Source organism: Halalkalibaculum roseum (genome assembly GCF_011059145.1).
Lineage (GTDB): Bacteria > Bacteroidota > Rhodothermia > Balneolales > Balneolaceae > Halalkalibaculum > Halalkalibaculum roseum.
On sequence record NZ_JAALLT010000003.1, the window covers coordinates 127835 to 151827 of the forward strand.

The window sequence follows — 23993 nt, forward strand, 5'->3', positions numbered from 1 at the left end:
TTGTTATCTGATGTTTCGCCAATTTATGTCTCTAATTTCAAAATTTCGAGTATCTCCTGCAACTACTTGGTACATACCGCAAAAAGGTCAAGGCCTTCAGGGGCATTTTCATCGAGAAAAAAACAGGATGTATCGTATTTTTTCATGAAGTCACCGTATAAATAACGCTGCATAAAATTGGGAACCAGTTTTTTAAGCGTTATTCCTCGTTTAACACGGTCAACCTCAATTTTCCTAACAACTTCCTGTGCATTCACGCCTTGAATCTCAACTTTTGAAAATATCTCCTCTAAAAGTGAACTAAGCTGTGAAGCACTGTATTCTCTAATGTGGAATGGATTCCAGGGTTCCTGTTCCCGCTCAAGTCTATGTCGCCTGTTGGGTGTTGTGAGTAGCAATGTACCACCTTTCTTAAGTACTCTGGCAATTTCTTCCAGGTACTGCTTGTCATTTTCAATATGTTCGATAACCTGATAGCTGACTACAGCATCAAACTCTTCATTTTCAAAAGGAACTCGGTCACCATCAAAATGTTCAAAGCTGCAATTATCCGAGCCATATCGTTTACCGGCATAATTTACCGCCTCTTCATTGACATCCAACCCAATCACAGAATCTGCAAATCGTGAAATCATCTTGGTTCCATATCCCTCTCCAAACCCGATTTCCAGCACCTTGTCGGTAGAATTTATATATGATTCCAACACTTCATAGACAAAAACATGCCTCAGGTAAAGCAGGTACTCTTCCCTGCTTTTAAAATTTTTAGGTACAATGCGTTCAACTGTTTTTTCAAGTTCCATGCGTCAGTTCTAAGGCTTGATTGTATATCATGAGTTTGCAGTCACTTTTCCGGCAGTAACTTCAACCTAAATGATGCTAATTTAAAAGAGGCTCAAATTACCCATCAACTTGCTGCCAAGCAATGTAGCAATTTTAATCAAGGGGAATTTCCATACAAGAGGCTTGTTAAGATATTATATGATTATACTTATATTGGCATCTGAATAATTTTGGCATAAAGTAGATATAAGCCCTCATAGCTTGTAACATATTTAATGGATTTAACCGATTCGAACGCAGAACATACTAATCCTCTAGTTAGCTGCCTTATAGTTACTGCCGACAGAGAGGCGTTGCTTCGACGCTCTTTACACTCCTACAAAAATCAGACCTATCCAAATACCGAGTTGGTCATCGTTGATAACGGACACGAGCCCATTCAAAGCCTGTTAGATGAATTCAGTTCTGAAGAGGTTCAGTACATTCGAATTGATCCTTCCGAAGAAATGGTATTAGGTGATCTTAGAAATATTTCTCTCTCTGAAGCAAAAGGTGACTATCTAATCTGTTGGGATGATGATGACTGGTTTCATCCAAAACGTATAGAAATCGAATTTAAAACTCTTCAGGAAGGATATGACGCTTGTTGCCTGACCGGAAATCTTTTCCATATTGATACGGAAGAATTCATGGAGCATCCTTACCGGGGATCTTTACCCAAAGGATCACCGAGTTCAATTATGCACAAAAAAAGCAGTGATATCAGATATCCCAGTTTACCACGGAAAGAAGACACTGTTTACCTGGAAAAATGGCGAAATAAAAAAAAATATAAGCGATTGGATTTATCTTACTCATACCTCTTCGTTCGTGTATTTCACGGTTCCAATGTTTCCTCCAAAAAACACTTCCTCAGAAGATTAAAGAATAACCCAATCAGCTGGGTACAATATATCTGGTATGCAAAAATTAAAAATCAGCTTTTTGATCACCCTAAATTTAACCTCACCGAAAAAGAGATAGAATCTTTCAACTTATTCATAGAGGATTCCAAAAAATTCGGTTTACTTTGATTATTGCCAATCCTGATATTTCACTGCAGGCTTCTTCATGAAAATTAAACTCAGAGCTATTTACAATCTCTACAGGAGAAAGATGAAGATCTTTTTTAAATCTCCTCCTGGCAAGAGGCTGGTTAAATATGGAACCTATTTTTTTCAGGTTCTCGTTTTTGGCTTAATTGTTTACCAGCTTACTGATATCGGTTGGGGAAACATCTGGAGATCCCTCCCTACAGAACCTTTATTTTACCTGCTGTTTCTGGTCATATATTTTCTACTACCTCTTTCCGATACTCTCGCATACAAGATAACCTGGGGTATACCCTACTTTAAAAGCATCCCCATATTTATCAAGAAAAGAATTTTCAATAAGGATGTGATGGGCTATTCCGGGGAAATTATTCTGATGCAATGGGGAATTAAGACACAATCTATCGACAAGAAGCAGGCGTTTAAGGATATCCGGGATATAAATATCCTATCCTCAGCAGCTTCCACATTTATCGCACTTGGACTACTTGTTGTTCTGATTATGACGGATCAGATACGTATTCTTGATTATTTTGACAATCTTGATTTTTGGGCTGAGACGGGGATCATGGAATACGTCATCGGAAGTGTTTTGCTAATCATTCTGCTTGGCGTGTTGTATCGATTCAGAAGTTATCTTTTTTCGATGTCCCTGAGCATTTCTTACAAGGTATTTTTAATCCACTCAATTCGAATGGTCATTCTATATGCCGCCCAGATTCTGCAATGGCATACCGTATTACCGGACTTAAGCCTGGAGATATGGTTTACCTTTTTAAGTGTAAATATCGTAATCAGCCGGATTCCCTTTTTGCCTAGTCAAGAACTCATAGCTACAGGAACCAATATCGAAATAGCAAAATTATTGAAAACACCGGTAGCTGCCGTATCAGGCATACTCTTGGTCCATAATGTTTTGGATAAAATTCTAAACCTGCTTTTCTATATTTACTATACGGTTCGGGAAAGGATTACTCCAAGCTATACTACCTCATTCAAATCTCCGGAGAAGGAATAAAGCTGAGACGAGGACAGAGCTCATCAATATGTTACGTAATAACCCGCCTATAAAGCAGTAATATAACTTACATACTGGGTTCCTTCAGAAGAATTATTTCGTCAAAATCTACTTTTGAACTGTCGTTGGTAGAGTCGGAATCTCCCCAAATTGTAATAGAAAGGGGGCGGTCAGGCGGTGTACCTTTTTTCAGGAAGCCTCCGAATACATCTTCATAATCCTCCAATAAATCGCGCTCAACAGTTTTCCAGCTTCCTACAGGACCTTCCAATGCGGAACTGACTACTATAACCGTCAGTGGACCGAAACCAACCCGTGTTCCGACCGGTAAACTTGAACTATACGTGTATTTGATGCTCTTTGGACGTCCAAGCCAATCAGTATCAAATGTGACATAGATTGCCCCACCTGAATCATTCTTGTCTTTTTCACTGGCACCTTCCGGTAGGTGCAGTGCCCTCCAATTCCATTTCAAGTAAGGGTACTCTTGGATATTCCAGTTGATGGCGGACCCATTGACCTGGGATAACCGGATGGATTCATTTTGTGTTTCCACCCTCAGATATTTATTTCCATCCTCCTGCATGACATGGAAACGTTCTCCCGCTTCCAGCGCTTCTCTTACGGGTAACTCATCTCCTGATTTAGTAATGTATTTCCAAGTATCAGCAATGGTACCGGTCTCATAAGACTCGAAATTATCAATCACTTTTGAAACTGATTCAACTGTTGATTGCTGCGCTTTGACCGGCATATGAATTAGCACGGCACCTAAAGCAATGGTAACTGCAGAGAAGATAAATATCGACTTAATCACTTGTTTAGTGAGCATAATGTGCATTGTATTTGTAGTAAGAGCTTATGAGAAGGTTTTTCATAATTCCCAAAACAGCATTTTAAAACACTTTTTGATGGTTAGTGAAAATGAAAATCGAGTTTTTGAAGCATCTTCTCCATAGGTTTTTTGGTAGAAAACTTATGTAGACACTCAACGGCATAATTTCGTGCATTATTACCCATTTGCTTCATTAAGACTTTATCATCAAAAAGCTCTTTTATCTCCTGAACATACGAATCCCTATCCAAACGCAGGCCGCAGTCTGTTGGCAGTACATCGGTAGCAATTGAATCTGCAAAAGCCAGCAAAATGCAACCACAGGCTGCAGCTTCCGAGATAACGCGCGGGAAATAATCATTCTCTCCAGGATGGATAAAGGCGTGAGCCTGATTAAGATAGTTGGGCACTTCATCATTTGGAACTTGCCCGACGAAATCTATTTTGGGAAACTTTTTCTCAAACTCTTCCTTGGCAGGACCTCCACCCACCATACAAACCTTAAAATGTTCCGAAAGCTCTTCCAGTTCATCATACGTTTTATATCGATTGATAAGGCGCCCTACGCAAACAATATCCCATTTTTTGTTCAAATCAGGTGCCGGACTAAATAGATCTGTATCGACAGATTTAGGAAGGCGAAGTAACCGTTCTTCTTCTACTGCTCTTCTCCAGAAGCGCCATCCAGGATTATTCAGTTTCTCTTTTTGTTCTTCAGTCTCATAAAAAACCAGATCAGCTTTTGGCACATTGCCGGTGTAGAACTTACCTCCTATGATGAATACAAAAGGTTTATCTTCAGGCAGTAAATACTGGTTCAGTAGCCGAATTCCGACGCCTCCATCCACCCCTTTCAGGAGATGGAGGTCCGCATCATAGCTTTTGGCATACTCCACTAAGGCATCGCTATAGTGTTTTTTTGTTTGGCTTTGGTCAGAAACCGTTTCAAATAACCGGATCTTGTAAGAACCCATGCCCTCTTCATCGATATCAGATTTGTGTACACTGCCCTCGTAATCTCCTCCCCATAATTCAACCTCACTCCCCATGTCAGCCAATATACCGGGCATCCACCGGTCTCTGTTGATACGACCCAGCCATTGTTCGGTATCTAACAGGTCGTGATAAATCGGGTAGGTTTGAATAAAAACCGAACGCATCAGGAGGCACTTGTTTCTAAAAGCTCTAGATCTTTACTGTCTTCCAGATAGAGCCGGAAAGCTTCCTTGGCCTTTTCATTGAGATCGAATCGAGAATGAAGAAAAATATTCTTCTTCACATAACGGTACCATAAATATGAAAGGGTATCGGGGATGGTGTTTCTCATTCGAGTTAAAAAGTGCTTCTTTTCCCATGTATTCTCCCCATGAAAACATCGGATAAAAAGATAAGCCTTCTCTGCAGAAAGCATCGTATAATCTTTTTGAAGCCATTTTTCCAGATAGATGGAATCTTCGGCTCTTTTTAATTCCGGGTAGCGAATATCTTTACTTGCATAATGCATGATACTGCCGGGCACTCCTTTTTTCAGGTGACCAATGTACGGATGATTAAAAAACTCCTCATCACTGATATGCATCAGCGTGGCCTCGAGACAGCAGGCATCATAACCTTTCAGCAGTATTTCTACCTGTTTTTCGATTCTTTCGGGATGGTACCATTCATCATCATCCCATTGGGTAAATATATCTCCGGAAGCGGTATCAAGAGCTATGTTTCTCAGCTTGCCAAGTACAAAATTTGAACCTCCGGTCAATCGTAAATAGGTCAATTCATCGGCAGGTACAGTTGACAAAACCGGGGTGAGGTCTGTGTCTCCATCATCTACAACGACCAGTTCCTTATTCTTGTAGGTTTGCCTGTTATAACAACGAATAGCTCTTCGGCACAGGTCCGGACGATCTGCCGTCACCATCAGACAACTGACTTTAGGTAAATTTTTTCTCTCCGCAAACATAAAAATTAATTAAAAACTACATTTTGTAGAATGCGATAAACAAATTTAGAATCGCAAAAAGACTTCTACACAATAAAGTAAAAGTTATGCAAATGTTCACAGGTCTGGATTAATTTTTGGAGTTAATGTATTCCAATCTTTCAATGGATTCTGATTTTAGTCTGTACATGCGGCTGGCTGTCAATTATGCGCCGTTACATACCATCTGTTTTCAATATCTAAGGGGTACAAATGAAAATTACTGTAGTTTTCTTTTAGAATCCCAATAGTGTTTTCTGCGTTACAGAGATCACCGTGGACTTCTCCAAACAGGTGACGAATTTTTTTATACCCTGCGAAATTAGCAAAGAGCTTTTCTTCTGATCCTTCTATGTCAAATTTCAAGATATCTATTTCTTCTATATTCAACTCATCCAATACAGTGGCAAGTGTTTTAATCTGAACTTTTAATTCCAGTTGGCGATCCCTGAGTTTTTGCGTGGAAGAGGAACTGCCCCTATGAGGATCTGCATAGAAGGAAATTTCCCCGTTCTCACCCCCCACCGCAAAATCATAAATCGTCATATTCCCCAGATACCCGGCATTTTTCTTTAACTGCTTTAGATTTGACGGATCCGGCTCAAAGCTGTGTATGTGAGCTTCGGGGTAGAGCAAACGAAAGTAGAGCGCTGAGACACCTACATTGGCGCCCAGATCGAATATAGTGGAGACGTTATTGTATTTTTTTGGACTATAAGGATTATCAAGAAATATTTCACAGAACAGACCATAATCACTTAAGTCATCGAAGTAAAAGAGGTTTTGAGAATCAAAATGGGAAACAGTCGCCGTAAAGCTTAGTCTTGATTTCCAGGTGTCGTTGAGGATAAACCAAATGCCGCCAAAAAAGAGCTTGACCTTTGATATCGGATCTGCAGCCATATGAACCGAAACATCTCTCACCCAATCAAAACGCTCCTTCAATCTTTCAAAAAAGCTGTAGATGCCTTTTAACATGAATTTCGTGATAATCTAAAATAAAATCGGTGTGGCAAATAAAATCCCTCTTCCAAAAGACTTTTATAAGACCACACCGAAATAAAACTGTGACAGATTTTTATCTACGTGGTAATGTATTAATTACATGGTGCCGCGCAATCTGTATATCTGGGTCCCTCCATCCTGTAGTACCCATGGAACTCCCTGTGGAGTAACCGCTATCTTACTTGCCTTACCGCCTTTGTTCATCCATTCAAAAGCCTGATCATTCCACTGGTAAACTTGTCCGTTTTCACCGATAACCCAAACGGTTCCGCCTCCGGCTGCGATGGCTGTTGCTTTTCCGGGCATGCTCTGCCAGTTACGACCCCTCAAGCGATATATCTGTTTATTGTTTACAACCCATGGGATTCCATTTGAATCGACAGCAATCAAATCAGCATTTCCGCCGAACTCTTCCCATGAAAAAGCTTCATCATTCCATTTGAAAGCTGTCTTATTTTCACCGAGTACCCAAACGGTTCCGCCTCCTGCAGCAATGGCTGTTGCTTTTCCGGGCATGCTTTGCCAGGTTCTGCCACGCAGTCGATAAATCTGCTTATTGTTAACTACCCAGGGTCGGCCCTGGTTGGTTACTGCGATCAAATCACCTTTTCCCCCGAAATCTTCCCAGGAAAAGGAATTTTCATTCCATTTGTATGCAGAGTTATTTTCACCAAGTACCCAAACTGATGCTGTGCTATCCCCTCCAGCAGCAATTTCTTTGGCTTTACCGGGAAGATTTTCCCATTGGGCAAAGGCCGTACCGGAAAATGTGCCACTAAACACAAAAAATAGAGTAACCAGTAAGGAAGTTAAAGTGGTTTTTTTTCTTGAAGTGAACATTGTCTTTATCATATCCATTGAATTGTTGGTTTGTTAGCGTGTACCGTATTTATTTATACAAGCCAGGTATTATAGATGCCAGGTAGATGACCCGTATCCCTTTTGTTATTTCTTAATTTATAGTTTATATCTCAATATTCACTAATCTATAAAAATATTCTAATTATAAAACTATATTAAAAAATACCTCAATATAGTCTGATGTATATAAAATTAGATTACGATTTCCCCTCTGCCTGTTTTTTGGCTCCTAAGTCCTCGATCCACTGAATTAAAGCGGGTAAAAACAATAGCGCTGCCATTAAAGTAGTTACGGCACCAATAACGGCCAGTTGTCCAATCGAGCGTAATCCCGGGTGAAAGCTGAAAAGCAAACCAAAAAATCCAATCATTGTTGTCAGAGATGCAATGGTACAATGTTCACCCGTTGAGCGAAGTACCTTCATCATAGATCCTTTACCCCTTTCACGGTAACGATGCACCAGGTGAATACCGTCGTCGTTTCCGATTCCCAGCATTGCAGGCAATACTACCAGGTTGAAAAAGTTAAGCCTTGGTCCAAATAGTTCTACTGACAGTAACATCCAGAGTAAACCCACCACCAATGGGATCAACGCAAGAGCAGCCCATTTTAAAGACCTGAAGTACAATACCATAATCAGTGCTACGATGATAAATACTGCGACTACCATATACGGTGATTCTTCTTGCATAAGGCGAAGCATTTCAGCAGCTATCAGCGATGTGGAACCGGCATGGTACACCTCCCCGTCATCAGTGTTTATGGTTCCAACATCATCTGCAAAAGCAATAGATTTTCTCCCGTCAGATAGTCCTACCGAAGGGTAGATCATCACGAACATACCGATCTCGCCGGATTGTGTGGTAAATGTATCTTTTAGGTAATCAGGTACCTGCTCAGGAGAAATGGGCTCACGTGTTTGGGCAGCACGGCGAAGTCTTGTAAGCTCTTCTGAGTTTTCATTACTGAGGTACTGACTGTTCAGCAGTTCCCTAATTTCTGCAATATTTTCCAGGCGATTCTGCTTTTCCTCTTTCTGTAATGGGAATCTCTCCTGCAAGGTCTGAACCTGCTTGATGGTCGGTGAAATAGTATCCTTTCTTGCTTTTTCACGTACTGCCTCTGCAACTTTTACAGCCTCTTCAGGAGTATCTACGACAATGTATGCGGGATTACTACCCATCCTGCTGCTGCTTACACGGTCAACTATATCATCTTTTGCTTCATATTCCGGGTATTTTGGCTCTAACTTACTAAAATTGTATTCAAAGGAAACCGTAGGCAACATGATGAGTGAAGCAACTACAGCTAAAACACTGACCATAAGGATTGATTTGGCAGCGGGCATGCGCTTATTCCTGACCGTAGCCTCACCTTCAAAGCCACCGGCCTTATTTAAATTGAGCAACCCATACTTTTCAAATATTGAAAGTAGGGCAGGCATAACAACAATCATCGCTACTACTGCAAACAGAATACCGATACCCGCAATCAAACCGAATTCACTGAAGCCTTTAAAGTCTGCAAAAGTCAGCACCAAGAGTGCCGTGGAGGTTGTTAATGCACCTACAGCTACAGCCTGACCCGTACTTAAAAAAGAAATTTCAGCGGCATCAATGATGGATTTATCCATACCTCTCTCTTCGGAATAACGTCCATAAAAATGCACTCCAAAATCTACACCAAGCCCGAATAGTAGCAGGGCAAGAGTGGAAGTCATAATATTCAAATTACCAACCATCAGATAGGCCATACCGAAGGTCCAGGCGAGACTCATCAAAAGCGGTATGGTAATAACAAGAGCAAGAACAGGCATCCTGGCCAATTCAGTAATCAATATTTTCCATGAAAATCTCGACCCTGCCCTTGCACTGTAAGATTTATACAAAAAATAGAAGATAACCAGCAGTATCACGGCAGAAGCTCCTACCCCAAATGTTTTAGCTACATCTCCGCGGATGGCTTCAACCTGTATACTTCTGCGCATAAGACGACCCGCAAGTGTAATTTCCATCTCCGGATGATACATGGAAGGTTCCATGGTCGCCAGCAGTTCTTCAAAATCCTCATACAGATTATTTATAAAACTGATATTGGTCTGTGACCCTTCCGGAAAGAAGCGCAATGTCATGGTCGTGCTATCATCCGATATTGGGTACTCTTTCCCAACCAGCTGCTGATACACAGAGTCCAGTTCACCGATGGTAACGCCCGATTCGTTGGTTGACTCATCTTCTTCACTAAAATCAGTGTAGAATGGATTGGCCTCGAGCTTGGCTTGTTCTATCTCGTCCTGCAAATAATCTTTAATGTCATCCAACTCTTTATCAGTGGCAAAATACAGGGCATTCTCTTCCATAAATTGCGTATCCCTTTCGTATTCCACTGTTCTGAGATATGGCTTGTTATATCCCTCTCCTTTAAGTTTCAGTGCCTTTGGGATTAACTCCTCAGCAAAAGCTTTATTGGCCTCAAAAGAGGGGCTAACAATTCCAACAGCCAAATCACTGCCTTCGCCGCCAACCGTATTTCTGACTCTTTCAAGAGCCTGGTAACTGGGATAATCCTCAGGAATAAGCTTTGAAAAATCCGTATCAATTTTCAGAAAGCTGGCATAATAACCACCTGCAGCGGCAAATAACGCAGCAATGAATAGCACCAGCCATGCCCTATTGACTACTCCCCTGATGAAAGGACGAAGCGATTCAAAAAACCTATTCATATCACTGTGCTATTTAAAATAAACCGTAAATCGGTTCAATTGAATTTCCTGAAATTTCACTGCAGGTCATTATGAAACTAAAACGAAAGAACTTAGATGAAATATTGGTCAATTCAAATTAAGCGGACTATTTAGTTACGACTAGCCCATTAGTATTATCCAGTCAGTCTTAATCCATAATTCATAGATAGTTACCTAAAATTCCAGGTCAGATCTGCCATGAATCCCAGATTTTCACGGTACATCTCTCCGGTATCTGCAGAAAGTGATAATCCTATTGTTAATGCTGATACATTTGGCACATTGTAATTCATGGCTATGAGAAAAGAGTACTGGTCTTCTCTTCTGGATGGGAAATCAATCGTTTCGGGTGGTACTTTCCCACCGACGATTCCATAATTACGGGTATAGGTTCCAAAAACTTTGTATTCCAGATTTTTCTTTAAAAAGCCTGAAGCACCAATGTGATGGCCCACCAATATGTTATTATCCACGCGATTGGTTTCGGGATTATAGGTTATTAATGGAATGCCAATAACCCTTCCATAATTTGACCAACCATTCCGGTAAAGAAAATGATTGTAATAGTTTGCCCTTCCCCTTGCCTGAAAAGCCCTGGAATCCTGTCTCCTGGTATTGATATGTTCATAAGTTATTGCCTGCAATAGACGTGACTGCTCTTTAAAAACAATATTTAATCCCCAGGATCCGTCCCATGGACTGCGAAATCGCCTGGAAACACCATCTTCTAGAAAAAATACCCTTGTTGCAGTGAGTGTAAGATCTTCAAAATCATAAGTCGCACCAAATTCATACGAAGCGATAGAATTACCGATGGTATTGCTGATCTCTCCTCCCGGAGCATCACTATCCGGATCAGCTGAAGAGCCCGTAATGACTCGTAAATAATCAGAAAAAGATTGAGGAAGGCTGCCAACATTAGGATTTTCACTGGTTCCTCCCCATAACGCGTTATGAACTACTCCTCCGATTGCTGAGAGTTTACCGATATTAAACTTTAGGTAGAGGTACTTTTGGTGTAGATAGGCATCATCCACATATCGGTCTTCTGTGAACCAACCGTGACTGAACATCCCTTTATACTCTAAGAAACCATTACTGAAGGGAGCTGAGACAAACTCCGGATTGGAAATGGTGATCCTGGTTACGGGAATGGCATTGGTACTCATCATCATTGACCCGACTGACAGTGCATGATTATTCAACCCAATCGGTTGATTGAATCTTCCAACATCAAGACGAAAGGCGCGATAGTTTATACTGCCATACAGCTCTGTAAAATGCATGCTGTTATCTTCCGACAGGCGCCCTACCAGATTGCTACCGGTTTCAAAACTTAAATCAGGCGAAATCTCAAATGTCCTGCTGAAACCAAGTTCATTGATAAAATTTGTATTGTTCGGATCTACTTTCCCATTCACATTTGCTGTAAACCAAAAAGGCATAGAGCCATCGGTACTACCATAAATTGAAGTACGGTAGAAAAGATTAAAATCATTATTTTGGGCACTTGAGAATTGAGTAAACAGGAAAAAGAGACAAAGTAAAAGCAGGCTACCTTTCAGGATGCTGGATTTCTTCAAAATTATATGATTGGATTAAGATTAGGACGTCCGGATAATATAAGTTGGCAGCAAATATAACATGGAATGAAAAAATTCACCAAATATAAGTTCATCCTCTTCGCTATACTGGCTCTGAATATAGTGTTGGTCGCCACACATGAAGGAGAGTTCTGGCCGTTCAGTATTTTCCCGATGTTTTCGCAAGCGGGAAACCCGTGGTCAAGAGGTGTGCTGGAACGCGTAGAAAACAATAACGACTCAACCATCTGGAATACCAAAACATTATCCGATATCAGACGCAGAGCAGTGTCTCTAGATTCTATAGGGGTTGACGCTATTGACTATGCCAACTTCGTAGCCAAAACCGAAGACTGGAATCAAAAGAGAATAGCAGGCTTAAGGGATTTATTGAATATTAACGAGTATCCGGATGCTCGTTGGATGGCTACCAGGGTAAGTGGATACCTCACAGAAGAAGATTCAGTAGTAGTGGAAGCTGTACCTCTCCTTTTATTTACCAGAGACACAACCTATAAGAATCCCAAAATATTCCAGGATAAGTAACATGAATTCACTCCTGCAAAACCTGTTTGAATTCAAGAGGCCAGACTCCATTGGAGTAAAGCTGTATTTACGGTTGTTTGAACTATTTTCCGTCTGTTATACCCTCATATATGCATGGGACTGGGGATTTTACATACTAAGAATCAGTGATGTTGTTCTGCCCCTGGGATTGGCAAATTATATCGATGTAGAGATTTTTTTTGGTAACAGCCTTCCTTTGATTTCAGCTGGGCTAATTAGCGGATTGGCAGTCGTGGCCTTTTTCAGCAGGCGATACAAATGGCTTTATATACTAATTTTCCTGCTGCTCCACTTGCAATATGTAACACGGTTTTCACTGGGTGAAATACCTCATAGTTCAAATCTCATAGGGTTTAGCATACTGGGATTGGGACTGGCTTTCTGCTTCATCAATAATAGATGGAAAGCACTGTCATTTGCCTATGGTTTTCTTGTTTTCTTTGTCGGACTGAGTTATACCTCCGCTTCTATTTCTAAGCTCGTCGCTTCAGGTATTTCCTGGGTTGATGGGAATCATTTATGGCTTTGGATAGCAGAGAAATCTACCGATGTACTTTCTGCAGAAGGAAGCTACACCCTAACCTGGGTTCAGGAGCTTGCCCTACAGAGCAGGTTAATTGCCACAATAATATTAATTATAGGATTAGTTACTGAGATATGTGCTTTTTTATTCTGGTGGAAAAGGCTTCGTCCTTATATAACCCTTCTGCTGATCGGGATGCACATCGGGATATATTATTCCATGAATATCTGGTTCATGTCATACCTAATTGAACTATCCATCATTGGTTTTCCCTGGTACAAATTATTCAATTACCTTGATGAAAAGTACAATTTACAGAACAGGAATAATCTGTTGAAATACCTGTAATATTTATCAATTACCGGTTCTGCTTGAATACTTTACTCGATTGCTTAACCTGTTCGATATTTTTGGTAAGCTGGTTCCAGGTTCTCTCGGCAAACTCAAAGAAAGGTTGTTTCTGGTGATACCAGCCGAAATGAAGGCAGTAAGGTGTAGTTTTTAGATAATCCCCTTTTCCGGGCCAAAGTGAGAAAAACCCTTTCAATAAATTTCTAATCCACTTTACTTTTAACCCGCGCAGGTTATAAACCAACTCATCACAGTAATAGGTGCATACTACATATTCAAAATCAGGATCATGGGAAGTGAAATCCGAAATATAATCCAGTTGCGGACTGTTGTGTCCCTGTAGCCAGGGATATACCGGAATATTTAACTTAGACATAGCCATAGCCATGCTCCATTCACACGACTCTTCACTGCGTCCTTTTTCAAGAGTCCGGCTTCTGAAATGTGTTTCATTTTTCCGATCCAGCATCTTGCCGGCCAACTCCGAAACTTTTTTGGTGAGATTGTAGTCTTCAGCATAGATCATACCGGTTTGCACCCTGCTTAAATAGGTTAGCCCAAAATGATTAAGAGTGCGCTGACGACGTCTTAGTAAAATATCTGATAGTATTCCGATATTTTTGGGACCACCAAAAAAGTTGTCAGATACCTGGGTTCCGGTGATGGTAAAAGAATAAGGCTTTAGAGATTGCCAAAGAGAATCCGGATCCTTACACCATATAATATCGCTGTCGAGAAAAAGATTCTTTTCAAAAAAGAGATAATCATGGATGTTATGCTTGAATCCAACAATTGAAGCTCTTTCCGGCGACATAATATGGATGATATCGAAAATACCCGCGAGCCCGTTCTCTTCCAGTATCCTTTTCTGCTTTTCTTCACAAACCAAGGCTACAGGTCGATCTTCATCATACCTGCGTAATGAAACTACCGATGCAATGGCATGCTTGAGATACTTAGGGTGACCGTAGGTCGCGTATACGTAACCCTCAGGTGCAATCTTCTTATGTTGGATTGATCTTAGCATAAATTGATTTAGACCCAATATAGGGCGAAATTATCACTTATTAAATTACCTGCTGGCCCGCTTTCTCAAGGTTTCGAGTAGAGATTGATAGCCCTTTTTCCGTATGATGTTCTGAAACTGTCGTCTGTAAGATCCCGCAGTGGAAACATCATCGATAACCATATCCGTAACTACCCACTGATCATCGTATTTCATGTCATAAATCACAGGTGTTCTGACATCATCAAGTGTCACCATGGTAGTAACCTCTGCTGTATCATCATTCACCTTAATTGCGTCGTAGCGCACATCCGCACGGTATATGTCCAGTTTATTTAAGGATTGATCCCGTATAATGGTAGCAAAGAGATCCACAAATTCTTCACGTTGATCTGTGGTAAGGGTGTCATAGGTTTCTTGAAGAGCAAAACTCGCCATGGCTTCATAGTCTATGATGCCGTTAATAATATCTTTCAACTTTTCTCTACGTTCCTGGGTATACTCCGTCCCTTTCGGTCCTACCAAGTCCTTGATCTCCTGGTCGCGCTGTTCGAGCAGCTCTCTTACTGTTGTACTATCCCGCTGTGCCGCTGCCGAACTGTTGATAGCGCTAAGTGAAAAAATTATCAGACTAATTAGAAGAAATAAATTTCTAGATGACTTCATATCAATTGTTGTTCAATTTAAGGGTAGTAATATCCATTCCTGATGCTTTATAGAGTTCCGCCATATTTTTGTTGAACTCGAATATTTCTCGTTTCAGCTGAACTTTCAGTTCCAATTCTTTCTGCATGGCATCAATCAGGTCCTTTGTATCTCCCATACCGAAGTCGTAATCCAATTGTTCCTGTCTCAGCCATTTTTTACTGGTTACCAGTGCCTCATCCGTTCGATCTACTTTTACTTTTGATAAACTGGCGTTTTTGTATTTGTCATTAATTTCAAGGACAATGCCATCAACGGCTGCATCTTTAAGATATTTTGCCTGGTTATATTGAATGTTGCTTCTTTCAACGTCAGCTTTCATACTGAAGAAATCCAGGTTTTGACGAATACCTATTCCAAAAGCTGCAGAAGCATAATTTGAATTGTTTATTATAAAAGGGTTACTCTGCCTGGGACGATTCGGTGTGTTGGCATAGCTTCCTGAAAGTCCGAGGAAAAGAGTTGGGTAATTTTGGGCCTTTGTTGCATCCAAACCATATTCCGCTGCTTCGATACCTGCTTCAATAGCTTTAACTTCTGCCCTTTCCTGAATTGCATGGGTCCTGTAGTAATCAAGTTCTTGAATGCTGTTGCCTACTGGGTCCAGGAACTGCAGGTCGGGCATATAAATGGTATTTTCATCCGACTGGGTAACATAAGACCAGATACTTTTGATGTAGGCTATATTTTCATTGACTTCAGCTGCCCGAATGGCAAACTCTGATTTAAATATCTCAAACTTAAACACATCCGATTCATCCAGTTCGGAATCTCCGCTTTCTCTCTGTTCTTCAATCTGTTCACCAATATCTTCAATCTTTCCATTGGCTTCATCCAGCAGTCGTTGCAGCTCTACAGAAAGCAGATAACTTTCATATAACTCATACAGACGTATTTCAATGTTGCTCTGTTGTGATTCGAACTGTTCTTTTGCAGACTCCGCACCGGCACGAGCTGCTTTAACCAGACTGCGAAGTCCACCCCAGGCAAAAATGGGTTGAATAGCATTTACTTCCGCTCGCGTAAATACACCTATATCCTCCCAATCATTCTCCAGGTCAGGGTCCAGGTAAAACTCATTCGGATCCAGTCCTTCCACGTTACTTTTTACACCGGGTACCAAACCGTGTTGTGTTGAGAGATCAAATCTCGGCAGATAACGCTGGTTTTGTGCCTGATCGATGCGGTTTTCAGCCAGGGAAACTTTTTGTTGCTCAAAATCCAGCTGACCGGAGTTGTTAATACCTATTTCAATAAACTCCTGCAATGATACTTTAACAGTATCCTGTGCCGATACATTATTAACCGCAACTACCAGTACGATGCCTGCAAGCAGTAGTCGTAAAAACATACGTGATCTTTTCATTATTTGACTCATTGATTGGTAGTTTAACGTGGAATCAATTGAAATATTTAAAGAAAAAGCCCCAACCTTTTAGGGATGGAGCTTTATGGTTGCGGAGAGGGAGGGATTCGAACCCCCGGAGACCAGAAGCCTCAACGGTTTTCAAGACCGCCGCATTCGACCACTCTGCCACCTCTCCTTAAAAATCACAAATTGCAAAAGTCAGTTTTCAAACAAGCTAAAAATAGCAAAAATAAAATTTTGAAATTTGATAATTGAATATTGGTATTTAAAATTTTCGAAGAAAATTTTTCTACGCTTCCTGCAGCGCCTGGGCACCGGAAATAATTTCGGAAATTTCAGTAGTAATTGCGCTTTGTCGTGCCCTGTTATATTCCAGCTTAAGATCGTTCTGCAACTCTTTCGCATTCTCCGTTGCATTATCCATTGCCGTCATACGAGCACCTTGCTCTGCGGCATTGGATTCAAGAATTGCTTTCCAAAGCTGCATATTCAGGTGCAAGGGTAAAAGCTCTCCCAGAATGGCATCTACATCAGGTTCATAGATATAATCAATATTCTGATCCGCCTCCTCCTCATCCCCCAAAAGAGATTCGGGTTCGATAGGCAATACATTTTCAACAATTCTATTCTGAGCAATAACCGACTTGAACTCATTGTAAGCCAGAAATACTGAATCGTATTCCCCGAATTTGAATTGATTGATTATTTCCTTCATGATTTCGGAAGCATTGCTGTAAACCAACTCATCAAAAAAGCCGGGATAAGAATCCACAATATTATATTTACGCTTCTTGAAGTGCTTGGTGGCTTTGCTTCCCAAAGTAATCAGCAAGAGATTATCATTCGCACGATACTCCGAGAAATCATCTTTTATTCTTTGTTCAACCTCTTTGAACAAATTATTATTAAAACCGCCGCATAAACCTCTGTCGGAACCAACAACAATCATCACTACCTTCTCGGTTTTTTCAGGTTGACGAAGAAGTATATCGTTTTCGTCAGCATTCCTGGCCAAACGTGCTACAACTTCTTTCATCTTGTAAGAGTAAGGTCGCGTCTCTATGATACGATCCTGGGCCTTACGTAATTTAGCTGCCGCAACCATTTTCATGGCTTTGGTAATCTGCTGGGTATTTTTAACCGACTCTATACGGTTTCGTATGTCTCGCAGGTTTGCCATAAATTAAACTTCTTCAGCAGCTTTAACTTGATCAATTACTGTGTTAGCAGTTGAAATCAGCTTCTCGCCAAATTCATCACTGAGAACACCTGAGTCTGAAAGATTTTTCATCTCTTCGTCGTATTTGGCATTGATCGTCTCTAGATAATTCTCTTCGAATTCCGGAATCTGATCAACCGTCAGGTCATCTAACAAACCTTCACTATTTATTTTCAACAGTGCAATCTGTTCCTGAACGGATAGCGGCTGGTAGATATCCTGCTTGAGCAGTTCTACCGTACGCTCACCACGTTTCAGCTGTCTCTGAGTAGATGGATCCAGATCGGAACCGAACTTAGCAAAAGCCTCCAGCTCGCGGTACTGTGCTAGATCAAGCTTCATAGTACCGGAAAGTTTCTTCATTGATTTAACCTGAGCTGAACCACCAACACGTGATACCGAAGTACCAACGTCAATCGCAGGTCGTACACCCTGGTTAAAGAGATCAGTATCCAGAAAAATCTGACCGTCGGTAATAGAAATTACATTCGTCGGTATATATGCAGAAACGTCTCCAGCCTGGGTTTCAATTACAGGTAATGCTGTAAGCGAACCTCCGCCTTTGATCATTGGCTTTAACTGTTCAGGTACGTTGTTCATCTGCTTTGCAATCTCATCATCTCCATTAATCTTAGCTGCGCGTTCGAGCAGACGACTGTGGAGGTAAAATACATCTCCCGGGTAAGCTTCACGTCCCGGAGGTCTTTTCAGCAGCAGTGAAAGCTCACGGTAGGCTACAGCCTGTTTTGAAAGATCATCATAGACAACGAGCGCATGACGTCCTGTATCACGGAAAAATTCACCGATAGCAGCACCGGCAAATGGTGCAATATAACGCATGGGGGCAGAAACACTGGCAGGTGCAGAAACAATGATTGAGTAATCGAGAGCTCCGTTATCTTCAAGTGCCTTTGCAATACCCGCAACCGTAGAACCTTTCTGCCCTACAGCTACATATATACAAACTACCGGTTTGTCAGTATCCTGTGTTTCACGCTGGTTAATAATGGTATCGACCGCAACAGAAGTTTTACCTGTTTGGCGGTCACCGATTATAAGTTCCCTCTGTCCTCTTCCAATGGGAATCAAAGAATCAATGGCTTTAATACCGGTTTGCAGGGGTTCCTTTACCGGCTCACGGTAAATCACACCGGGAGCCTTTCTTTCGAGGGGAACACGAATAGTATCACCGCTAATTGGTCCTTTGCCGTCAAGAGGTCTTCCGAGCGGGTCGATTACACGGCCTTTTAAACCGTCTCCCACATTGATTGATGCAATATCCTTGGTTCTGCGAACAGTATCACCCTCTTCTACAGCACTGGTGGCACCGAAAAGTACGACACCAACATTATCTTCTTCAAGGTTAAGCACCATACCGCGAACGGCATTGCCGTCACTGTCCTTGGAATCAGGAAGTTCAACAAGCTCACCGGCCTGTACTTTAGATAACCCGTATACACGTGCAATACCGTCTCCAACTTCAAGAACGGTACCCACATCATATACGTCGGCTTCACTGTCGAAGCCCGATAGTTGTTTGCGTAGAATTGCTGATACTTCGTCTGGTCTTACTTGACTCATTGGTAGTGTTTAACGTTTAAACTGATTTAAGTTCTATTCGATGGCGGTGCTCAAAAGCTTCTGCTCCAGTTCCACAAGCTTATGCTTTACAGAACCGTCAATAACGGTATCATCTATTCTTACCGCTATGCCGCCTTTAAGGGAAGCATCCTGCGAAAGAGACATGTCTACTTTCTTATTGGTTCTCTTCTCAAGCGCTTTTTGTAATGATTGTACCTGGTCATCATTCAGCTCTTTGGCTGATAATACTTCAATCTTTATGATGCCTGCATAATCGTTATACTTATCAACGAAAGCCTTGGCAATCTGGTGCAGTAAATTGGCTCTGCCCTTTCGTGCGAGCAAGGTTAAAAATTTTCCGGTAACCTCACTTACCCTGCTGGTAAATATTTCATCGAGTGCAGCTTTCTTATCATCGTACTTAATGATAGGACTACTGATAAACATAGTCAGCTCTTTTGAGCCTTCTATGGTATTGTCAATAAGTTTAATATCATCAAGAATTTCTTCTACCTGATCCAGCTCCTTGCCAATTTCAAGAAGGGCGGTAGCGTATCTTCGGGCTGCTTTAGTTATGAACATCTCTTAGTTTTTTGCGATGTCTTCAATGTAGTTGTTTACCAGCTTGCTGTTCTTCTTCTCATCCAATTCCGAATCCAGAATAATGGAAGCAGATTTCACAGCCAGTTTGGCGACCTCGTCACGCAACTCAATTAGAGCTCGTTTCTTCTCCTGTTCGATTGTTGTTCGTGCCTGCTCAAGAATTTGAGCCGCTTCTTCCTTTGATTTCTCGATGCGCTCGGCACGCAGCATTTCGGCTTCCTCAATCGCTTCTTTACGAATTTTTTGAGCTTTGACCTCGGCTTCACGAAGTGCCTGCTCATTGTTTTTCGATATCTCTTCGGCGCGAGTGAGAGCTCTTTCTGCTGATTCGAGGGATTCCTTAATGCGGTTTTCACGCTCCCGAAGAGCATCCATAATCAGGGGTACTGCATATTTACTCATCACTACCAAAAAGATAATTAGCGTGATGGCTACCCAGATGGCAAAACCACTGTTAAAATTGAGGATCCCTCCTCCACCGCTACCTGCTGCTGCTATTATCAGCGACATAATTTAGTTGATTTTGAATTAAGCGAAGAATACAAGTAGAATACAAACGATAGCTGCAATAAGAGCAACACCCTCAATAAGAGCGGCTGTCAAAATCATCGCGCCACGAATGTCTCCTGAAGCTTCAGGCTGGCGGGCAATACTTTCAACAGCTCCTTTACCAATCATACCGATTCCTATACCAGCTCCGATAGCTGCGATTCCTGCTCCAATTCCTGCTGCTAATAAACCCATAATGTATACCTTATTTTGTTTTAGTTGTGTTGATTTAGTGGATTATAAAAGTTCTTTATTTGTCAAGCGTGTGCTTCGACTCCTTCTTCATGATGATCATGCTCTTCGGCAGCCATGCCTATAAACACGGCAGAGAGCAAGGTGAAGATGTAAGCTTGCAGTACTCCTACAAAGGCTTTGAGAACGTACAGTGCTACAGTCAATGGCACAACCAGAATACTTGACCCCGCTCCAAAAATGGTTCCGAAAAATTCTGTGAAAATAAAGATCAATCCCAGAATACAGATGATCATGATTTTACCGGATAGCATATTTGCAAAAAGACGTACAGCCAGTGCAAGTGGCTTAGTAAATAATCCCAAAATTTCAATGGGAGTAAGAATCACACGCATCAGCGGAGGAACACCCGGAAACACAAACACATGCTCCCAGTGATCTTTGGACCCATTCCATTGTGTTAAAAAGAAAGTAAAAGCCGCCAAAATACCAGTTACAGTGATATCTGCTGTTGCAGTAACTCCCCAGGGAAGCAGTCCGAATAAATTCATAAAGGTGATGGCGACAAACACGGCAAACAGATAAGGAACGAATTTTTCATACTTATCTTCGGGGATATTGGTTTTGGCTATATCATCACGGACAAATACAAAGGTGATTTCAAATAAGTTCTGGAACCAACCCTGCGGTTCAGTTTTTCGCCCGGCCCCTTTCTTGTATTTACGCGCCATGGCTATGGTAAGCCATAATGTTAGCACCACGCCAAACCAGAAATACATCAGGTGGGAAGTAATAGAAAAATCCATGGTCATCGTTCGACCATCGGCTGGTACCAAAGCCCCTGCTTTTTCAGTAAATTCGCCGGATTCAATCGCACTTTCGGTGTTACTGTAAACATACCATTCGCCTTCGACTAAAAGTATGCGTGGCAGGTATAGGTGATATCCCGCTACATCAAGATAATGATGATCCTGAACCTTGCCGATTACATCAATAGGCATTTCCTGTTCAGATTCAGCTTCCTGGCTGTTCTGAGCAGACTCTTGAGTAGCATGAATGGTCGGTACAACAGTAAATAATATAAGAGCAGTGACTAGTAGTCGGCGAAAGGCCTGTATCATGTATCTCTAGCTGTCGGTTTCCAATATTTGGTTTATAAAAATAATTTCGATTACAGAATGGAAAATATAAGAAATTATAAAACTAACTGTAAAGAAAATCTGATGAATTTTTATCACTTCAAGAACAAATATCAGGGCGGCTATAACCAGTATAAATCTGGCCGCTAGAGAGACCAGAAAAATCCGATAGAATTTTTTGTGATCATTGAGATCAAGTTTGCTGACGGTAAAGAAATTGCTCCCAACAAATAAATAGCTCAACACAAAGGCTAAAGAAAAGGCAAAAAGAAAAGAAGTACCCAGCAGCAAACCACCCAAGAATATTAAGCAAAAGAAGATTAAGGATATCTTGGTAAGCCTGCTGAAGTAGTGCCGTACTGTTGTTTCCACGCTTAATTATCGAGACGTTTTGCCAGCCGAAATATAATGACAAATATATTGATGATTCCCAGGCCACACCCTCCCAACAAGATCCAGGGACTGGTTTCAAAGTATTCATCCAGCCAGTAACCGATTAGTATGGGAGCTGCCAGACCGATAGCTATTTCAGCCCCCAACGATAAATATTCTGCGTACTCGGTTAAAGGATTTTTCTTGTCACTCAAGCTTCTTCTTTTTCTTTCTCTTTTAACTTCTCTGCTACTTTAGAACTTGAAGTTGAGGAGGAAGAAGATTTTGAGGAGGAACCGGAGGATGACGAAATCGAGGATTTACTGCCATCTTCATTCATGCGGCAGGCACCGTTTATTTGAGCCCCTTCCTCGACCAACAGTGACTTGGTGTAAATATCGCCGTCAACGATAGCCGATTGCCTGAGAATCAATTTGTTGCTTACATGGATTTCTCCGAGCAACTTTCCTGCGATGTCAGCATCCACAGCTTCTATGTCTCCGTCAACAACACCGGTAGAAGCAATGATAAGCTTTCCTTTCGCTTCTGCCTCGCCTTCAAGTTTCCCGGCAATCCGTATGTCATTTTTGGTGTTCAGTGTCCCCTTAACGTGGGTTCCTTCGCTAATCATATTGATCGATGGTAAATTGTTACCTGAGGTATTTGAATTCACTTTAGCAGCCGATGATTTTTTGTTGTTGTTATTGTTAAACATAGACAAGATAGATATTTATGATTTAATAAGATAAGAATTGGGGTTTTGGGGTACTCCGTTCTTCCAGATTTCCAAATGCAAATGAGGACCGGAGCTTAAGATCCCGACATCTCCTACTGTCCCCAGAATTTCGCCTTTTAATATCACATCACCAATATTTTTTGAAACACTCGATGCATGTTTATAAATGCTGATGATTCCGTCGTTGTGTTGAACCTGAATCACATAGCCGTAATTTGCGGTCCAGTCCTGATTTATAACAGCCCCATCTGCCAGTGCTTTAAATGGGATATTATTTTTCGTTGCTATGTCAATTCCGTAGTGACCATTACCTGGATTATATCCCCTGGTCAGAGTGCCATTCACCGGATAAAATGCCGGGAAGTCTGGTGCGCGCTTGAATAAACTGGAGAAAATAATCTCATTTTTAGAGATCATCTCATAGGCATTTACTCCTGACGCAACATTTTGTTCCGAATTACTTTGCTCGGCAACCGTACTGTTAGACTTCTGCAGTTGCATGCCTACCCTGAATGTGGTGTCTTTACCGGCAGCCATAATCTCCTGAATTTCTGCGAGCTGCATATCACGCGCATGGAGCGAGTCTCTGAGGGCTTCCACTTTTTGGGATATTTCAATTACCGACTCGCGCAGTTCCTGATCTTCCTGGTTATATATAAGGTTACCCAGCGGAGTAAACATAAAAAGCAGCAGGGCAATGACAACCATCAGAAAAAGAGATGTAAAGTAGAGTTGCCAAAGTTTTTTTGGCTTGAACTTATAAGTGTTGGATGAAGCAGGTCCTTCATCATCATCAAAGAGTACGAAAGTAAGATCGCTCTCTTTGGAATTGAATATTTGTTTTAGGAAATCCAGCATGGCTTAGGCTTCGGGTGTCGGACCCCTGAAGTTAAATGGGACATCAAACTTTTGATCGCTGTTGATAGCTCCGTGCTCTTCCTCAAACTTATTAACATTCTCAGCGAGTGCTGTGGCAAGCCTTTTGGCATGATCAGGAGTTAAAACCATTCGTTTCACCACTTTTGCTTTGGGATTTCCAGGCATTACGGCGATAAAATCCAGAATGAATTCTGAAGCCGAGTGGGTAATCATTACCAAATTAGAATAGGTACCCGTGGCTTCCGATTCCGGAAGCTCAATTTCCATTTGTCCCTGGTTGACGTTTTTAGTCTGGTCTGGCATAGAG

At 41.4% G+C, this 23993-nt stretch carries 25 protein-coding genes and 1 tRNA gene; 4 read left to right on the plus strand and 22 right to left on the minus strand.

Annotation, left to right across the window (positions count from 1 at the left end):
* Positions 1-62 precede the first annotated feature (62 nt).
* Complete coding sequence (locus G3570_RS09100; protein WP_165141525.1) at positions 63-803, minus strand: class I SAM-dependent methyltransferase; 741 nt, start codon at positions 801-803, stop codon at positions 63-65.
* A 255-nt stretch (positions 804-1058) separates the two neighbouring features.
* Between G3570_RS09100 and G3570_RS09105 the strand changes: the two genes are divergently transcribed.
* On the plus strand, positions 1059-1856 hold the full coding sequence (locus G3570_RS09105) for a glycosyltransferase family A protein (RefSeq protein WP_165141527.1): 798 nt from the start codon (positions 1059-1061) through the stop codon (positions 1854-1856).
* 37 nt (positions 1857-1893) lie between these two features.
* Positions 1894-2892, plus strand: a complete 999-nt coding sequence (locus G3570_RS09110; RefSeq protein ID WP_165141529.1) for a hypothetical protein — start codon at positions 1894-1896, stop codon at positions 2890-2892.
* Positions 2893-2959: 67 nt separating this feature from the next.
* Here the strand turns inward: G3570_RS09110 and G3570_RS09115 are convergent, their stop codons facing one another.
* The 7 genes from G3570_RS09115 to G3570_RS09145 form a co-directional block, all read right to left on the minus strand.
* Positions 2960-3724 carry a DUF3047 domain-containing protein gene (locus G3570_RS09115; protein ID WP_165141531.1) on the minus strand — a complete coding sequence of 255 codons (765 nt, stop codon included), beginning with the start codon at positions 3722-3724 and terminating at the stop codon, positions 2960-2962.
* A gap of 83 nt (positions 3725-3807) precedes the next feature.
* The gene (locus tag G3570_RS09120; protein WP_165141533.1) at positions 3808-4887 is read right to left on the minus strand and encodes a glycosyltransferase; all 1080 of its coding nucleotides are present in this window, start codon (positions 4885-4887) and stop codon (positions 3808-3810) included.
* Positions 4887-5684: a glycosyltransferase family 2 protein gene (locus tag G3570_RS09125; RefSeq protein ID WP_165141535.1), complete on the minus strand. Its 798-nt coding sequence runs from the start codon at positions 5682-5684 to the stop codon at positions 4887-4889. Before G3570_RS09125 ends, G3570_RS09120 begins: the two co-directional genes overlap by 1 nt.
* Before the next feature lie 180 nt (positions 5685-5864).
* Positions 5865-6680, minus strand: a complete 816-nt coding sequence (locus tag G3570_RS09130; protein ID WP_165141537.1) for an FkbM family methyltransferase — start codon at positions 6678-6680, stop codon at positions 5865-5867.
* A 123-nt stretch (positions 6681-6803) separates the two neighbouring features.
* Positions 6804-7559: a tectonin domain-containing protein gene (locus tag G3570_RS09135; protein WP_249066917.1), complete on the minus strand. Its 756-nt coding sequence runs from the start codon at positions 7557-7559 to the stop codon at positions 6804-6806.
* A gap of 206 nt (positions 7560-7765) precedes the next feature.
* Entirely contained in the window at positions 7766-10291 is a 2526-nt protein-coding gene (locus G3570_RS09140) for an efflux RND transporter permease subunit (RefSeq protein ID WP_165141541.1), read from the minus strand.
* A 191-nt stretch (positions 10292-10482) separates the two neighbouring features.
* Positions 10483-11895 carry a capsule assembly Wzi family protein gene (locus G3570_RS09145; RefSeq protein WP_165141543.1) on the minus strand — a complete coding sequence of 471 codons (1413 nt, stop codon included), beginning with the start codon at positions 11893-11895 and terminating at the stop codon, positions 10483-10485.
* Positions 11896-11961: 66 nt separating this feature from the next.
* Here G3570_RS09145 and G3570_RS09150 point away from each other — a divergent pair, with 66 nt between their 5' ends.
* Together G3570_RS09150 and G3570_RS09155 are read left to right on the plus strand one after the other, a co-directional pair.
* The gene (locus G3570_RS09150; protein ID WP_165141545.1) at positions 11962-12441 is read left to right on the plus strand and encodes a hypothetical protein; all 480 of its coding nucleotides are present in this window, start codon (positions 11962-11964) and stop codon (positions 12439-12441) included.
* 1 nt (position 12442) lies between these two features.
* Positions 12443-13333, plus strand: coding sequence for a hypothetical protein (locus G3570_RS09155; protein ID WP_165141547.1), 891 nt, complete (start codon positions 12443-12445; stop codon positions 13331-13333).
* Positions 13334-13343: 10 nt separating this feature from the next.
* On the opposite strand, the gene G3570_RS09160 is transcribed toward G3570_RS09155, so the two are convergent.
* From G3570_RS09160 to G3570_RS09225, 14 genes are all read right to left on the minus strand, one after another.
* Positions 13344-14363, minus strand: coding sequence for a hypothetical protein (locus G3570_RS09160; RefSeq protein ID WP_165141549.1), 1020 nt, complete (start codon positions 14361-14363; stop codon positions 13344-13346).
* 45 nt (positions 14364-14408) lie between these two features.
* Entirely contained in the window at positions 14409-15008 is a 600-nt protein-coding gene (locus tag G3570_RS09165) for an MlaC/ttg2D family ABC transporter substrate-binding protein (protein WP_165141551.1), read from the minus strand.
* 1 nt (position 15009) lies between these two features.
* Positions 15010-16413 carry a TolC family protein gene (locus tag G3570_RS09170; RefSeq protein WP_249066919.1) on the minus strand — a complete coding sequence of 468 codons (1404 nt, stop codon included), beginning with the start codon at positions 16411-16413 and terminating at the stop codon, positions 15010-15012.
* Between the two features lie 92 nt (positions 16414-16505).
* A tRNA-Ser gene (locus G3570_RS09175) sits at positions 16506-16591 on the minus strand.
* A 114-nt stretch (positions 16592-16705) separates the two neighbouring features.
* Positions 16706-17596 (minus strand): ATP synthase F1 subunit gamma, encoded by an 891-nt coding sequence (atpG, locus tag G3570_RS09180; RefSeq protein WP_165141555.1) that lies wholly within the window; start codon positions 17594-17596, stop codon positions 16706-16708.
* Positions 17597-17599: 3 nt separating this feature from the next.
* A complete protein-coding gene (gene atpA / locus G3570_RS09185; protein WP_165141557.1) occupies positions 17600-19216 on the minus strand; it encodes a F0F1 ATP synthase subunit alpha in 1617 nt (538 codons plus the stop codon).
* A gap of 33 nt (positions 19217-19249) precedes the next feature.
* Positions 19250-19798 carry an ATP synthase F1 subunit delta gene (atpH, locus tag G3570_RS09190; RefSeq protein WP_165141559.1) on the minus strand — a complete coding sequence of 183 codons (549 nt, stop codon included), beginning with the start codon at positions 19796-19798 and terminating at the stop codon, positions 19250-19252.
* Positions 19799-19801: 3 nt separating this feature from the next.
* A complete protein-coding gene (atpF, locus tag G3570_RS09195; RefSeq protein ID WP_165141561.1) occupies positions 19802-20329 on the minus strand; it encodes a F0F1 ATP synthase subunit B in 528 nt (175 codons plus the stop codon).
* An 18-nt stretch (positions 20330-20347) separates the two neighbouring features.
* Positions 20348-20563: an ATP synthase F0 subunit C gene (gene atpE, locus G3570_RS09200; RefSeq protein ID WP_165141563.1), complete on the minus strand. Its 216-nt coding sequence runs from the start codon at positions 20561-20563 to the stop codon at positions 20348-20350.
* Between the two features lie 62 nt (positions 20564-20625).
* Complete coding sequence (gene atpB / locus G3570_RS09205) at positions 20626-21681, minus strand: F0F1 ATP synthase subunit A (protein WP_165141565.1); 1056 nt, start codon at positions 21679-21681, stop codon at positions 20626-20628.
* A gap of 392 nt (positions 21682-22073) precedes the next feature.
* Positions 22074-22286 carry an AtpZ/AtpI family protein gene (locus tag G3570_RS09210; RefSeq protein WP_165141567.1) on the minus strand — a complete coding sequence of 71 codons (213 nt, stop codon included), beginning with the start codon at positions 22284-22286 and terminating at the stop codon, positions 22074-22076.
* Positions 22283-22786, minus strand: coding sequence for a bactofilin family protein (locus G3570_RS09215; protein ID WP_165141569.1), 504 nt, complete (start codon positions 22784-22786; stop codon positions 22283-22285). The genes G3570_RS09210 and G3570_RS09215 overlap by 4 nt, the downstream gene beginning before the upstream one ends.
* 15 nt (positions 22787-22801) lie before the next feature.
* Positions 22802-23665, minus strand: coding sequence for a murein hydrolase activator EnvC family protein (locus tag G3570_RS09220; protein ID WP_165141571.1), 864 nt, complete (start codon positions 23663-23665; stop codon positions 22802-22804).
* A 3-nt stretch (positions 23666-23668) separates the two neighbouring features.
* The gene (locus G3570_RS09225) at positions 23669-23989 is read right to left on the minus strand and encodes a DUF3467 domain-containing protein (RefSeq protein WP_165141573.1); all 321 of its coding nucleotides are present in this window, start codon (positions 23987-23989) and stop codon (positions 23669-23671) included.
* Positions 23990-23993: the final 4 nt, after the last annotated feature.